The sequence below is a fragment of the Candidatus Binataceae bacterium genome, from assembly GCA_035294265.1.
In the GTDB taxonomy this organism is placed as follows: domain Bacteria; phylum Desulfobacterota; class Binatia; order Binatales; family Binataceae; genus DATGLK01.
This window is the reverse complement of record DATGLK010000010.1, coordinates 167,716-181,098: the sequence shown is the minus strand read 5'-3', so window position 1 is coordinate 181,098 and position 13,383 is coordinate 167,716. Positions and strand designations below refer to the sequence as shown.

Here is a 13,383-nt window from a genome sequence, read left to right as displayed (position 1 = left end):
GCAGAGTTGAGGCTACGGGGCCTCGCTGCCGGTTGTTGGAATCACGAAGGCGGAAGCGTCGGGCCGATAGACCCGCGCCAGCCATAAGGGGCGGCGCAGGTTGTCGGGGCCGGGCGCCGGGCGCGCCAGCTTGAGCCAACGCCGATACACTTCATGGGCGCGATCGGTATCGACGAAGACATCGCCGTAGCGGTCCTCGGGTGCGGGTCGCGTTACCACGACCTTCTGATGCCAGCAGTGTTGGCCGCTGACGGGGTCGGGCTGCACTGGAAAGGTCAGATTTTGATGGACCCCGGCGTCCTGCCACCACACCCGCTGCGAATCAGGATCGGCGCTGGCAAAGGGCTGGATGCCCGTTATTTGGCGCATCAGCCAGCGCCCAGGCTCGGCCTGCTTCAGATCCACCAGCGCGCTGGCCCAGCGCTCGCCTCCCTTATCGGCTGCCAGCCGCCAACGGCCGAGGTGATGGGAACAGGCAATGACGCCGGGGCGGATACCCTCGGTGACCCACACTCGATCGACGAAATAGCCGATCTCGGTTTGCACCTTGAGCAGATGGCCGGTGCGCACACCCAGGCGGATAGCGTCGCGCGGATGCAGCCACAGCGGGTTTTTATGGGAAATTTCGTATAACCACTTGGCGTTGGCCGAGCGGGTGTGGACGAGGGTGGGCAGGCGAAAAGTGGGCAGCAGCAGCATCTCGCCCTTTGCGGCATCGATCTGCGACCAATGGACATGGCTGCGGATGTAGGTCGGGACCGAGTACTCGGGCCACTTCCAGTCCTTCAGCGTCTTGGAATAAAACTCCAGCTTGCGCGAGGGAGTGGGAAAACCGACATGGCGCGCGCCGTCGATCTCAACGCCGATCGGTGTGCCGGCTTGGGTGACTATGCGGGTGGTTCGATCGACCTCGGTTTCGCCATGCGCGGCCGGCGCGGTTTCGTGGGTGCTATAAACCTGGTCCTCGACCAGAAAGGCGCCGTACTTGCGCATGTAGCCAAGCGGCGTCAGTCCCTGCTTGGCCGCGGCTTGGGGTAGGCCGGGGACGCTGTTCTCGAAGATCCAGCTATAGTAGTCATCCAGCGTGAGCTTGACTCCGGGTTGGTAGGGCGACTCGAAGTAGCGGCGGATGCCCAGGGCGCCGTCGGGGTCGATCCGCCAGGACAGCTCGATCCAGAATTCGTCCTCTTCCCACACCTGGCCCAGGCCGGCCGCCTGATGGGCTTCCCAAGTGGTGGGAAAGCGCTTGCCCTGGCGTTCCAAGGCCACGCGCAGGACGGGCTGGCGAAAGCCGATCCAGCGCGCGGCATGAGTCTCCTGGCTGAGCAGATCGTGGCGCTCCGAGGCATGGCCCATCGGCAAGACATAATCGGCAAACCAGGCAGTTTCGCTCCAAATCGGCGTCAGGCAGGCGTGGCGTGCGACCTTGCTTTCGTCGCTGAGCGCCTCGATCCAGGACAGGCCGTCGGGATTGGTCCACACCGGGTTGTAGGCGCGCGAGAAGTATATCGCCAGCTTGCTGCGCCCATCTTTGAGGAAATGGGGCAGCAGGAAGCTCATCTCGAAGAAGGCCAGAGGAAACTCCCGCGGCCACATCGTTTCATTCCAGATTTTGGGCGGCGGCGGCATCAGCGGCGGCGTCGGGATGAATTTGTTGGCTGCGGCCGGATGGGTACCGCCCGGAGTGGCCACCGCGCCCACCAACACGACCAGAAATTCCAGCGCCCGCGCCACCTGCCATCCGCCTAGGTTTCCCGCCGCCGCGTTGCGCCAGACATGGGTGGCGAAGGCGGAGCCGGCGCGGCCGATCTCGCGCGCCACCGCGACGATTGTCGCCGCCGCCGCGCCCGATTCGCGCTCGGCGAATTCCGGGGTGAATTCGGCGTAAAGCTGCTTTATCTCGGCGATGAAATTGTCGAAGGTGGGCGGCACATGGGGCCGCTCCTCGCGCATGAATTCTTCCCAATTGACCCAGCGGCGCACGAAGTCGCGATCGTAGAGCCCTTCGCTGAGCAGCACCTGGCACATTGCCAACAGCACCGCCGCCTCGCTGCCGGGCCAGGTTGCCAGCCAGTAATCGGCCTTGGCCGCGGTGTTGGACAGCCGGGTGTCGATCACGCACACCTTTGCGCCGCGCTGCTTGCCCTCGATAATCCGCTGGGCATGGGGATTGAAATAATGGCCGGCCTCCAGATGAGAGCTCAGCAGCAGGATAAAGCGGGCGTTGGCATGATCGGGCGAAGGGCGATCGATACCGTGCCAGAAGGCGTAACCGGTTCGCGCGCCCGCCGAGCAGACATTGGTGTGGCTGTTGTGGCCGTCGATCCCCCATGAATGAAGGATGCGCTGGTTGTAAATCAGCTCATGGCCGGGCCGCCCAACGTGATAGACGATTTCGTTGTGGCGCTTCTCGATCAGTGCGCTGCGAATGCGCGCCGCCAGATCGTCGAGCACCTCATTCCAACTGACCCGCTCCCATTGGCCGGTGCCGCGTGCGCCCGCCCGGCGCATCGGATACAGGATGCGCTCGGGATCGGTGACCTGGTTAAGGGTCGCCGGCCCCTTGGCGCAGTTGCGGCCGCGGCTGCCGGGATGCTCGGGGTTGCCCTCGAACTTGCGGATCTTCATCGCCGCCGGATCGACATACGCCAGCAGGCCGCATCCGGCTTCGCAATTAAAACAGATGGTCGGCACCAGGGTGTAGGCGCGCTTGACCTTGCGCGGCCAACTCGCGGGGTCGTATTCGCTCCAATCCTCCCAACGCGAGGAGGGCGGAAAATTTGCCAACTCGTTGGCTGGCGCCAGATCGCTTACTGCGGGATTGAGAGGCGCGGGATAGTCGCTGGTCTTCATTGGCACCTAGCTCAAGGGTGCGGCCTGCCCGGCCGCCAGCCACAGTAATTCGTATTGCCACAGGCCGGCCAACGCGGCAGCGGCGGCGAGCGGCGCGGCCACTACCGCGCCGCCGAAGCTCGCGCCCATCGCCATCGCAAACAGCGGCACAACCACGCCCAAACCGGCTGCGCCGCCCCAAAACCGCTTGGCCAGCGTGCCGCTCTTCAACAAATCTACCGCGAGGCGCGCGTCCTGGTTATGCGGCACGGCGTAGACTTCGGTTAGAACCATCAGCAGGTCCAGCACCAGCGCCGTGGCCAGGACGGCTTGCAATGCTCCCAGCAAGCGGTCCGAACCGACGGCGACCGCGAACATGATGAGCATCGCGGCGCCCGCGACCAGCGCCTGGATCACCAGATGCCAGGGGAAAAGCGGCGATTGCCACAAATCGCGCCCCTTGGCCTGAGCGAACAGGAAGCCCGAATAAGCCGCAGTGCCGATCGCCATCAACGCCGTCAGTCCGATCAGCCAAGCGGGAGGTTCGAGAGCGAATAGCCCTACAATCAGCCATGCCATGGCGCACAGGCCGTAACCGCCCAAAAAATAAGCTCCCAGGACCAGCCAGGATCTGAAATTCGATTTCGTCAGCAGGAAATAAAAGCGTTCGGGCCGCTTGAGGTCGATGGTAAGCAGCAATCCGGTGAGCGCGCTCCATCCCAAGGCCAGCGCGGGGGTGGCGATTCCAAACAGCCGCGCCTGGTCTGCGACCTTAAGCCCCATCAGCAGGGCCGCCACCAGCGTGACACCCGCCGCGATCGACTTGGTCCACAGGTAGGCGGCGATTTTGGCGCCCCAGGGGGCTGGATGGGAGACGTTATAGACTTCACGCGAGCCGGCGGGCGGCAGCGTCGCCTCGTCAGTCGACAAAGTGTAGATATTTCCATCTTTTTGTTTGTCGGCCCACAGGTAAGTAGGCTGCGCCGCGGGCGCGCCGGGGTTGAGCAGGTCGCCGTCGATCCCTATGTAAAAAAGCTTGGGCTGGGTGGCCTTTTCGGGCTTGCGGCTGACCACCTGGCGGCTGGCGACGGTGCGGCCGATCTCGCTTTCGGGCGCGTCCAAATCACCGGCGATAATCGCATGGGTGGGACAGACGATGACGCAGGCGGGCGCCAAATCGAGCTCCAGGCGATGAGCGCAGAAATTGCACTTGGCGGCGGTGTGACTTGCTGGATCAATATAGAGGGCGTCGTAGGGACAGGCTTGCATGCAGCTTTTGCAGCCGATGCAGCGCTGCGAGTCGAAATCGACCACACCGTTGTCGCGGCGAAAGAGCGCCTTGGTCGGACAGATCTCTATACAGGGCGCGTTGTCGCAGTGATTGCACCGCATCACGCCGAAATGGCGTTGTACCGCGGGGAAAGTTCCCTTCTCGATGTACTTGACCCAGGTCCGAAACACGCCCACCGGGACGTTGTGCTCTTCCTTGCAGGCCACCGTGCAGGCATGGCATCCGATGCAGCGTTCCTGGTCGATCACGAAGCCGTAGCGCATGATGTGCAACTGTGTGCAAAGCCTGACAAGGTGTCAACGGTCCACGGATTTGCCAAGCCGCCGGTTCCTGCGTAAGTAGAAATGACTGTCTGGTACGGCGCTTAGCCCCGACTTGGAGTATGCCGATGACGAAACTTAGTTTTCCCCTTGCCCGTCGTTACGACACTCGCTTCCTGCTCGACGGCACGGTCAAGGTGCCCGACGTGCTCGAGCTCTCCGAGATTGGTCCCGCCCCCTGGCCGTTGTTCGTCGATATGATCACCAAGCTCTCGCACGATATCGCCGAGCAGAGCTTTAGCAACTACGTCATTGCGCGTGACCGCGGCCAGCCGCTGACCGCGATCGCGGCCTTCCCCAGCCGCTTCTTTCCTCATTACGGCCTGATGGTGCACAAGAGCGCCAATATCCACACGCCCGCCGACCTGGTGGGCAAGCGAATTGGGATGGTCAGCTTCGGGGTCAACTACGCGATGTGGTTGCGCGGCATCCTGACCCATCAGTACGACATCGCGTGCGAGCGCATTCACTGGGTGGAGGATCACGAGGACATGAGCGGGCTGGAGTACCCGCGGCCGCGCCGTTATTGGATCGAAAAGAGCGCGATCGTGGAGCGGCCGGTGCGCGGTCTGCCCAACGCTCATAGGGCGCTGGAGCGCGGCGAGGTCGATGCGATCGCCGCCGCTGGCGGTGGTCCACCTCCCACCGCACAGACCGCGCGCCTGTTCGCCGACCCCGACGCCGAGATTCGCGCCTATGTGCGAGCCACCGGGGTCTTTCCCCTCAACACCTTAATCACACTCAAGCAATCGGCGCTGCGCGAATATCCCGACTTGGCCCGCGATCTCCTGGCCGTTTGCCAACAGGCACGCCGTCATTATCACGCCCAGTTCGAGCGCGGCGAGGAGCACGAGCACATGGGAACAGCGGCCCGCTTGCTGCGCGAATTGGACCTGTTTCCCGACGAATACGGCCTGCAGGTGCCCGATAATCGCAAGGCGATCGCGATGGGACTGCATTATGCCTACGAGCAGGGACTGGTGAGCCGCTTGTACGAGCCCGAAGAGATGTTCGCGGCCTGACAATCGAGCCCAGCCGAGCCGCGCCGTGCTTTGGTTGTGACAATTCCTTTGACTGCGGCTGGCGTTACAACGCTGGTCCTATTAGATTCAGAGGCAATGCGGCTGCTATGCGGTAATTTCGTTGCGGTGCCGTGCGACCTCCAACCGCGGCGAGCAATGGCCCGACAGCCGGGCGCGGATCCGGGGCGCCAGCGGAGCGTGATTTGACGGCGCGTGGGTTTGGAAGGCGGGCCGCCGCCGCGCTTGCGAGCATGACCATCCTGGCGCGGGTGGCGATGGCCTGGGGCCAGGATTGGGGCACCGGCGCCGCCAACGCCAAGCTGATGCCCAACAACATCTTTGCGCCAGTTGCGACCCCGGCCGCGGCGATCGCGCATCTGGCCTATTTCGTACTCAGTATTACCGGCGCAATCTTTCTGGTGGTGGCTGGCCTGCTGAGCTACGCGATTATTCGCTACCGCCAGCGCGCCGGCGATGACGGTCGCGAGCCGCCCCAGGTTTACGGCAGTAATCCGATCGAGCTTGCCTGGACCACGCTGCCGGTGCTGATTGCGTTTGTGCTGACTTTGATCACCGGGCGCACCATCTACATCGTGCACGCGGCGCCGCAACCGACCGATGCGTTGCGGGTGCGTGTGATCGGCCATCAATGGTGGTGGGAATTTCGCTATCCCAGCCTGGGGATTGTCACGGCCAACGAGTTGCACGTTCCAGTGAGCGATCCGGCCCATCCTCGGCCGACCTTGCTGACCTTGGAGTCGGCTGACGTCGCGCACAGCTTTTGGGTGCCGCGGTTGGCGGGCAAGACCGACGTTATCCCCAATCGGCGCAATGAGATGTGGATCGATCCCCATCGGGCGGGGACCTACCTGGGGCAATGCGGGGAGTTTTGCGGCAGCGAGCACGCGTTGATGCTGATCCGGGTGGTCGCGCAGCCGCCCGCCCAGTTCGCTCAGTGGGTGGCGGCGCAGCAGCGTCCGGCGTTGCGTGATGCCAGTACCGCGGCGGGTCGCCAACTGTTCCTTCACACCGCCTGCGTCAATTGCCATACTATCCGTGGCACCGTTGCCAATGGCCGTTTTGGTCCCGATCTGACTCACCTTATGAGTCGTGCCACCATTGGCGCGGGCGCTGCGCTCAATAGCCCGGCCCATCTGCATGTGTGGGTTGACAACCCAGCTACCATCAAGCCCGACGTGCTAATGCCGGCGATGAACCTGTCGCCCGCCGATCTGAATCAGGTGGTCGCCTACTTGGCGAGCCTGCGCTAGCGGGGAGAGAACTCGATGGCCGGTAGTTTCGAACCCGCGCTGACGTTGGAGGCGGAGGCGGTCCGTTTGCCCCGCTTGGAGCGTATCCACCAATGGGTGGTGACGGTCGATCATAAGCGGCTAGGCTTGATGTATATCGGCGGGGGGCTGCTGTTCTTCGTGATCGCCGGATTGCAGGCGGCGACGATGCGTATGCAGTTGGCGCTACCCGACAATCATCTGGTCCCGCCCGCGGTCTTCAATCGCCTGTTGACGATGCACGGCACCTCGATGGTATTTCTGGTGGGGATGCCGATTCTTATCGGCTTCATCAACTACCTGCTACCCTTGATGATCGGCGCGCGGGACATGGCCTTTCCCCGGCTTAACGCCTTCGGCTTCTGGTTGTGGTTGTTCGGCGCGCTGCTGCTGTATTTCAGCTACCTGGGTGCCGAAGGGCTGTACGGCGCGGGCAGTGCGCCCAACGTAGGCTGGTTTGCGTACGCGCCGCTGACCGAGCGTGCGTTTTCGCGCGGCAACAGTACCGATTACTGGATTCTGAGCATCTTCCTGACCAGCGTGGGCTCGACGGCCGCCGCGATTAACATCGTCGCGACCACCTTGAGCCTGCGCTGCGAGGGAATGAGTCTGAACAAGATGCCCGTGCTGGTCTGGCTGAGCCTGGTGACCGCTTTCCTGATGTTGGTCGCGTTGCCGCCGCTGTCCGCGGCCCAAGTGATGCTGCTGCTGGATCGCTACTTGGGCGCGCATTTCTTCGACACTCAGGCCGGTGGCTCGGCCCTGCTTTGGCAGCATTTCTTCTGGATCTTCGGCCACCCCGAGGTTTACATCCTGGTCTTACCCGCGTTCGGCTTTGCCTCTGAGATAATCCCAGTTTTCTCGCGCAAGGTGATCTTCGGTTACCAGGCGATGGTCGCGGCCTCGGTCGCGATCGGCTTCATCAGCCTGGGGGTGTGGGCTCACCATATGTTCGCGGTCGGGATGAGCCCGGCGGGCAACGCTTTTTTCGTCACCTCGACGATGCTCATCGCCGTGCCAACCGGGATTAAGATCTTCAATTGGCTGGCCACGATCTGGGGCGGTAAGCTGCGATTCCGGGTGCCCATGCTATTCTGTCTGGGCTTTCTCTTTCAGTTTCTGATCGCCGGCTTGACCGGCATCATTCTGGCGGTGGCGCCCTTCGACTGGCAGCTTACCGATACCTACTTTGTCGTCGCCCATTTCCATTACGTCCTGGTCGGCGCAATCCTCTTCATGATCTTCGCCGCCATCTACTATTGGTTTCCCAAGGCGACCGGGCGAATGCTAAGCGAGCGGCTGGGGCGATGGCACTTCTGGCTGCTCCTGATCGGCTTCCATCTGACCTTCGATCCGCTCCATCTGGCCGGGATGTATGGGATGCCGCGGCGAATCTATATTTATCAGGCCGGCCGCGGCTTGGAGCTGTTCAATTTGATCGCCAGTATCGGCGTGGCTTTTCAAGCCGTGGCAGTGTTGTTGTTTCTGATTAATGTTGTCCACTCGTTGTACGACGGGACTCTGGCTGGCGACGATCCCTGGGATGCCTGGACCCTAGAATGGACCACCAGCTCGCCCCCGCCTGAATACAATTTCGCGCAGCTGCCGGTGGTTCAAAGTCGCCGCCCACTGTGGGATTTGAAACATCCCGACGACCCCGATTGGAGATACGAATGAGCGTGTCAGCGGCACCAGCGATGGCGGTGTACGCGTTCACCGAGTCAGAGCGTCCGGCGCGCGGGCGGGTTGGGATGCTTTGCCTCATCCTGACCGAGAGCGCCTTCTTCTCGATCTTCGTTGCGGCCTATGTGTTTTATATCGGCAAAAGCCTGACCGGTCCCTATCCGCGTGATGTGCTCAGCCCACCGATCGTCAACACTATCTGTCTGCTCTCGAGCAGCCTGACGATCGTGCTGGCGATGCGCAATTTGCGGGCCGGTGCGCGCGACCGCTTCGCAATGTGGTGGTTGATAACCTGGTTGTTGGGATTGGAATTCCTCCTGGGCACTGCGCGTGAATGGTACGAGCTGATATACCGCGACGGCTTGACCATCCACACCAACCTCTTTGGCACCACCTATTATTCGCTGGTCGGCTTGCACGCTTTCCATGTCAGCGTGGGACTGATTGGTCTGGCCATCGTCTTGCTGCTTACCTTGCGCGGCAGTGTGGAGCGCCGCCACGCTGAGCGGATCGAGATGCTCTCGTGGTACTGGCATTTTGTCGATTGCGTATGGGTGGTGGTCTTCCTTACGGTCTACGTGGTGGGCCGCTGAAGGGGACAAGGCGATGGCCGAACGAGAAGCACAGACCCAGCCAACAATCGAGGTGCCGGCGCCTACCGCTTGGCCGATGCTCATGGCGCTGGGGCTGGCGTTCCTTTTCGCTGGTTTGGTCCTCAACTTGAGTGTGAGCCTGGTGGGCGCGGTCTTGGCGATTGCCGGGGCGGTGGGTTGGGCGCGCGAGGTGATACCGCAAGAGCATTGCGAGGCGATCGAACTCCCACGCCAGCCGGCGATTGCCTGGCAGCCGCATCCGGCGGCGGCGCGGCTGGAAATCGGCGAGGCGGGCAATCGCGCGGTCCTCCCGCTAGAGATCTATCCATATTCGGCGGGAATCAAAGGCGGGTTGGCTGGCGGAGTGGTCATGGCGGTGATGGCAGGGCTGTACGGCTGGGCGCGTTACGGCAGCCTCTGGTATCCGATCAACATTCTGGCCGCCAGCGTGATGCCCGGACTGGCCAACGCCAGGTTCTCGGAGCTGGCGCGTTTCAATCTGGAAATTCTGCTCATCGCCACGCTGATTCACGCCCTGGTCTCGCTGCTGGTTGGCCTGCTCTACGGCGTACTGCTCCCGATGCTGCCGCGCCGACCAGTGCTCTTCGGTGGGGTTATCGCGCCGCTGATGTGGAGCGGCTTTCTGTGGGCCAGCCTGAGCGTGATTAACCCAGTGCTCGATCAGCGCATCGACTGGGGGTGGTTCGTGCTCTGCCAATTCGGCTTTGGCCTAACCGCGGGATTGGTCACGGCCCGCGCCGAACGGATTCATACGCTTCAATTCATGCCGTTCGCGGTTCGCAGCGGATTGGAGGCCCCGGGCTTGCGCGGGCCCCAGCAGTGATGAACCATCCTTACTCTGTTGTTTCGCGAATCGCGGCACTGCTGTGGGCGCTGGCGTTGGGCGCGTGCAACGGGATGCCTGGCCGCCCGCGTCCCAGCCAGCGGCCGGTTCAGCCCAGCGCAGTTTCCGACTTCGCTCAGCTCTATGGCGAAAATTGCGCTGGATGTCACGGTGTGGATGGCCGCTTCGGCGCGGCGATGGCGCTGGACAATCCGGTGCTGGTGAATTGGCTCGGAACCTCGGTGCTGCGCGATTTAATCGCGCGCGGCCGGCCCGGAACGGCGATGCCCGGGTTTTCGCTTGCCGCCGGCGGTACGCTCACTGACCGCCAAATCGCTATTCTGGTCGAGGGGATTAGCCAGCGGTGGGGGCAAGGTAGCTCGGCGGTCGGTGCGCCGGTTTTCGCCGGCGCCGAAGGCAATCCGCGGCAAGGGCGCCAGGATTATCTCGCCTTTTGCGCCTCCTGCCACGGACCAGATGGGCGCGGTGGCGCCACTCCCGGCGCGATTGTCAATCCCGACTATCTGACCCTGGTCAGCGACCGGCATTTGGCTGCCGTTATCGTGGCAGGGCGTCCCGATTTGGGCCATCCTAATTGGCGCGGCTATTCAGCGGGCCATCCACTCGACGCGACGCAAGTCACCGATATCGTGACTTGGCTGGCCGCCCAACGGCCGCCAGCGCTAGGCAGCAGCGATGTCGGCGCGCAACTTTCCAGGAGCAGCAGATGAGTGAGGAGACCCAGGCCCACGACGGCCAGCGGCACGAACAACCCACCCGACGCGCGTTGCTCAAGCTGGCGGCGCTGCTCAACGCGGGCGTTGCGTTGTTGTTCGCCATTCCAGTGCTGGGTTATCTCCTGGCGCCGGCTTTGCGCCGCACTTACTTGACCTGGATCGCGCTGGGGCCGGTCACGAATTTTCCCCTTGGCCAAACCCTTCTGGCGACCTATCGCAATCCCTTCGTCAAACCCTGGGACGGTTCCACCGCTGACATTCCCTGCTGGGTGCGCCGCCTGTCGCAGGATAAATTTCAAATCTTTGCCATCAATTGCACCCATTTGGGCTGTCCGGTGCGCTGGTTCCAGGAATCCCAGTTGTTCATGTGCCCCTGTCATGGCGGAGTCTATTACGCCGACGGCCGGCGGGCTTCGGGACCGCCCCCGCGCCCGCTCTATCGCTATTCCTACAAAATTAGCAATGGGCAGCTCTGGGTGCGTGCGGGCGAGTTGCCCACCTTGGGTCAGACTCAGGTTTAGCGGACGGATGAGAGAATGCAGCGCTGGTTAAGAGCGATCGGCGGATGGCTCGAGGAACGTACCCATCTGGCGGGGGCGATCGAGGAAGCCGCCCGCCATCGAGTACCGCGCAACTCGGCCAGTTGGTGGTATGTCTTTGGTAGCGCGACCTTTACCGTACTGATCCTGCAGATCGTCACCGGGATCTGCCTGGCCACGGTTTACGTACCTGCCGCCGACCGCGCCTGGAACAGCTTGATTTATCTCAATTACCAGGAGCCGCTGGGCTGGTACCTACGTGCGCTGCATGGTTGGGGCTCTAATTTCATGGTGGCCCTGATGTTCATCCATCTGATCCAGGTCTTCCTATTCGGCGCTTACAAGTATCCGCGCGAGCTGACCTGGCTGGCTGGCGTGGTTCTGCTGCTGTGCACGCTGGGGATGGCCTTCACCGGGCAGGTGCTGCGCTTTGACCAAGACGCCTACTGGGGACTGGGCATCGCGGCCGCGATCATGGGACGAGTGCCGCTGCTTGGACCGCGTCTTGTCCATCTGCTGCTGGGCGGTCCGATTATCGCGGGCGAGACGTTGTCGCGCTTCTTCGCCCTGCACGTTTTCGTGATTCCCGGCATCTTGCTGGGCTTTGTCGGCCTGCACTTGTTTTTGGTTTTGCGCCTAGGGATCAATGAGTGGCCGGTACCGGGTCGGGTGGTTAAGCGCGAGACCTATCTCCGGGAATATCACGAGCTGGTGGAGCGCGACGGCGAGAGCTTTTTTCCTTGGGCGGCGCAAAAAGATCTGATTTTTGCCGGGCTGATCGTGTTGGCTTTGCTGATTGTGGCGGCGCTGGCCGGCCCGATTGGCCCCAACGGGCGGCCCGATCCGTCGATCATCGAAACCGTGCCCCGCCCTGACATTTTTTTTCTGTGGTTGTTCGCCCTCTTCGCCCTACTTCCGCCCTGGACCGAGACTTTTTTGATCCTGGTCGGGCCGGTGGTGCTGATTGCCATTCTGATTGGCCTGCCATTTTATTCCGGCACTGGGGAAAAAAGCTTTCGCCGCCGCCCCTTCGCGGTGGTCTTCGTGATTCTGGCCTTTCTGCTCTTTGCCACGATGACCTGGCTGGGCCTCAGTTCGCCCTGGTCGCCGGTGATGGATGCCTGGAGCGCGGTGCCAACTCCTGTGGATTACGTCAAGGGGCGCACACCGCTGCAACTGCAGGGGGCGCTGCTCATCCAGGATAAACAGTGTCGCAACTGCCATGCGCTGGGCGGTCAAGGCGGCAAACGCGGTCCGATGCTCGACAACGTGGCCACTCGGCTTACGCGCAACGAACTGATTCGTCAAATTCTGCAGGGCGGTGGTAACATGCCCGCCTATGGCAGCAACTTGAGTCCGTCGGAAGTCGATGCGATCGTGGATTTTCTGCAAACCATGACGCCTCCAGGCGAGCCTCCCGCGCGCAATTCCGCCCCGCCCGCCGAGCCCTGAAGCGTCAGAGAGTTGGCCGTTTATGGTCGTCGGCGGGTTCGAGCCCACTGTTGACTGGCATGCCATCGGCCTGCCACTGCGGAAATCCTTCGCGCAAACGGCGTGCTCGCCTGCCCCGGTGGCGCAACAGGGCAACTGCGCGATGTGCGAGCAGACAGTAGGGGCCGCGGCAATAGGCGATCACCTCTTTGTTGGTTGGAAGTTCCTTAAGGCGCTCCTTCAACTCAGGGAGCGGCATGCAGATTGCTCCGGGTAAGTGGCCTGCGGCGTATTCCTCCGCCGGCCTGACGTCGATGACGATGATGTCGCCGGTACGCAGTCTTCGCAGCAATTGGGCATTGGTCAGCGGCTCAAGATCGTCGGCATTGGCCAAGTAAGAGCGCATCAAGCGATCGATCTCTCCCAGGCGCTTCTCGGCGACTGAGCGAATAGCTGTAAGTAATGCGAGCACGTCGGGACCCGCCAACCGGTACGAGACGAAAAGGCCCGCTCGGTTTGCTTCGACGATGCCGGCGGCGCGCAGCACTTGAAGATGCTGCGACACGTTGGCCACGGACAGATTAGCTTCGCGGGCCAGCGCCTCAACTGTGCGATTGGTTTGGGCCAGCAGCTCCAGCAGTTTGAGCCGCTGCTTGCTGGCGACCGCCTTACCCACGATTGCGAGCTGCTCGAACAGCCGGTCCTGAATTGCGGCCGAGGCTTCATCCCCCGCAACGATGAGCCGCGCCGCATCGGCGATTTCCAAGCCGTGCGATTCGCGCTTGGCTGGAGCTGGTCTGAT

The 13,383-nt window shown here is 62.5% G+C and carries 11 protein-coding genes; 8 read left to right on the top strand and 3 right to left on the bottom strand.

The window, feature by feature from the left end; genetic code table 11:
* Positions 1 to 12 precede the first annotated feature (12 nt).
* Together VKV28_01890 and nrfD are read right to left on the bottom strand one after the other, a co-directional pair.
* Positions 13 to 2,853, bottom strand: a complete 2,841-nt coding sequence (locus tag VKV28_01890; GenBank protein ID HLH75534.1) for a molybdopterin-dependent oxidoreductase — start codon at positions 2,851 to 2,853, stop codon at positions 13 to 15.
* A 6-nt stretch (positions 2,854 to 2,859) separates the two neighbouring features.
* On the bottom strand, positions 2,860 to 4,386 hold the full coding sequence (nrfD, locus tag VKV28_01885; GenBank protein HLH75533.1) for an NrfD/PsrC family molybdoenzyme membrane anchor subunit: 1,527 nt from the start codon (positions 4,384 to 4,386) through the stop codon (positions 2,860 to 2,862).
* A gap of 125 nt (positions 4,387 to 4,511) precedes the next feature.
* Here nrfD and VKV28_01880 point away from each other — a divergent pair, with 125 nt between their 5' ends.
* The 8 genes from VKV28_01880 to VKV28_01845 all read left to right on the top strand — a co-directional run bounded on the left by VKV28_01880 (position 4,512) and on the right by VKV28_01845 (position 12,602).
* Complete coding sequence (locus VKV28_01880) at positions 4,512 to 5,465, top strand: ABC transporter substrate-binding protein (protein ID HLH75532.1); 954 nt, start codon at positions 4,512 to 4,514, stop codon at positions 5,463 to 5,465.
* A 203-nt stretch (positions 5,466 to 5,668) separates the two neighbouring features.
* Entirely contained in the window at positions 5,669 to 6,736 is a 1,068-nt protein-coding gene (coxB, locus tag VKV28_01875; GenBank protein HLH75531.1) for a cytochrome c oxidase subunit II, read from the top strand.
* A gap of 15 nt (positions 6,737 to 6,751) precedes the next feature.
* Positions 6,752 to 8,431: a cytochrome c oxidase subunit I gene (ctaD, locus tag VKV28_01870; protein HLH75530.1), complete on the top strand. Its 1,680-nt coding sequence runs from the start codon at positions 6,752 to 6,754 to the stop codon at positions 8,429 to 8,431.
* Positions 8,428 to 9,030: a cytochrome c oxidase subunit 3 gene (locus VKV28_01865; protein ID HLH75529.1), complete on the top strand. Its 603-nt coding sequence runs from the start codon at positions 8,428 to 8,430 to the stop codon at positions 9,028 to 9,030. The genes ctaD and VKV28_01865 overlap by 4 nt, the downstream gene beginning before the upstream one ends.
* 13 nt (positions 9,031 to 9,043) lie before the next feature.
* Positions 9,044 to 9,874 (top strand): hypothetical protein, encoded by an 831-nt coding sequence (locus VKV28_01860; GenBank protein HLH75528.1) that lies wholly within the window; start codon positions 9,044 to 9,046, stop codon positions 9,872 to 9,874.
* Positions 9,874 to 10,605 carry a cytochrome c gene (locus VKV28_01855; GenBank protein HLH75527.1) on the top strand — a complete coding sequence of 244 codons (732 nt, stop codon included), beginning with the start codon at positions 9,874 to 9,876 and terminating at the stop codon, positions 10,603 to 10,605. The genes VKV28_01860 and VKV28_01855 overlap by 1 nt, the downstream gene beginning before the upstream one ends.
* Positions 10,602 to 11,132, top strand: coding sequence for a Rieske 2Fe-2S domain-containing protein (locus VKV28_01850; protein ID HLH75526.1), 531 nt, complete (start codon positions 10,602 to 10,604; stop codon positions 11,130 to 11,132). Before VKV28_01855 ends, VKV28_01850 begins: the two co-directional genes overlap by 4 nt.
* Positions 11,133 to 11,147: 15 nt before the next feature.
* Positions 11,148 to 12,602 carry a cytochrome b N-terminal domain-containing protein gene (locus VKV28_01845; GenBank protein ID HLH75525.1) on the top strand — a complete coding sequence of 485 codons (1,455 nt, stop codon included), beginning with the start codon at positions 11,148 to 11,150 and terminating at the stop codon, positions 12,600 to 12,602.
* A gap of 4 nt (positions 12,603 to 12,606) precedes the next feature.
* Here VKV28_01845 and VKV28_01840 read toward each other — a convergent pair whose 3' ends face one another.
* Positions 12,607 to 13,347: a metalloregulator ArsR/SmtB family transcription factor gene (locus tag VKV28_01840; protein HLH75524.1), complete on the bottom strand. Its 741-nt coding sequence runs from the start codon at positions 13,345 to 13,347 to the stop codon at positions 12,607 to 12,609.
* Between the last annotated feature and the right edge of the window lie 36 nt (positions 13,348 to 13,383).

Coding starts and splice junctions, on each gene's coding strand:
- ctaD (HLH75530.1), top strand. CDS start 6,752: ATGGCCGGTAGTTTCGAACCCGCGCTGACGTTGGAGGCGGAGGCGGTC.
- VKV28_01880 (HLH75532.1), top strand. CDS start 4,512: ATGACGAAACTTAGTTTTCCCCTTGCCCGTCGTTACGACACTCGCTTC.
- VKV28_01860 (HLH75528.1), top strand. CDS start 9,044: ATGGCCGAACGAGAAGCACAGACCCAGCCAACAATCGAGGTGCCGGCG.
- VKV28_01845 (HLH75525.1), top strand. CDS start 11,148: ATGCAGCGCTGGTTAAGAGCGATCGGCGGATGGCTCGAGGAACGTACC.
- VKV28_01855 (HLH75527.1), top strand. CDS start 9,874: ATGAACCATCCTTACTCTGTTGTTTCGCGAATCGCGGCACTGCTGTGG.
- nrfD (HLH75533.1), bottom strand. CDS start 4,386: ATGCGCTACGGCTTCGTGATCGACCAGGAACGCTGCATCGGATGCCAT.
- VKV28_01890 (HLH75534.1), bottom strand. CDS start 2,853: ATGAAGACCAGCGACTATCCCGCGCCTCTCAATCCCGCAGTAAGCGAT.
- VKV28_01865 (HLH75529.1), top strand. CDS start 8,428: ATGAGCGTGTCAGCGGCACCAGCGATGGCGGTGTACGCGTTCACCGAG.
- VKV28_01850 (HLH75526.1), top strand. CDS start 10,602: ATGAGTGAGGAGACCCAGGCCCACGACGGCCAGCGGCACGAACAACCC.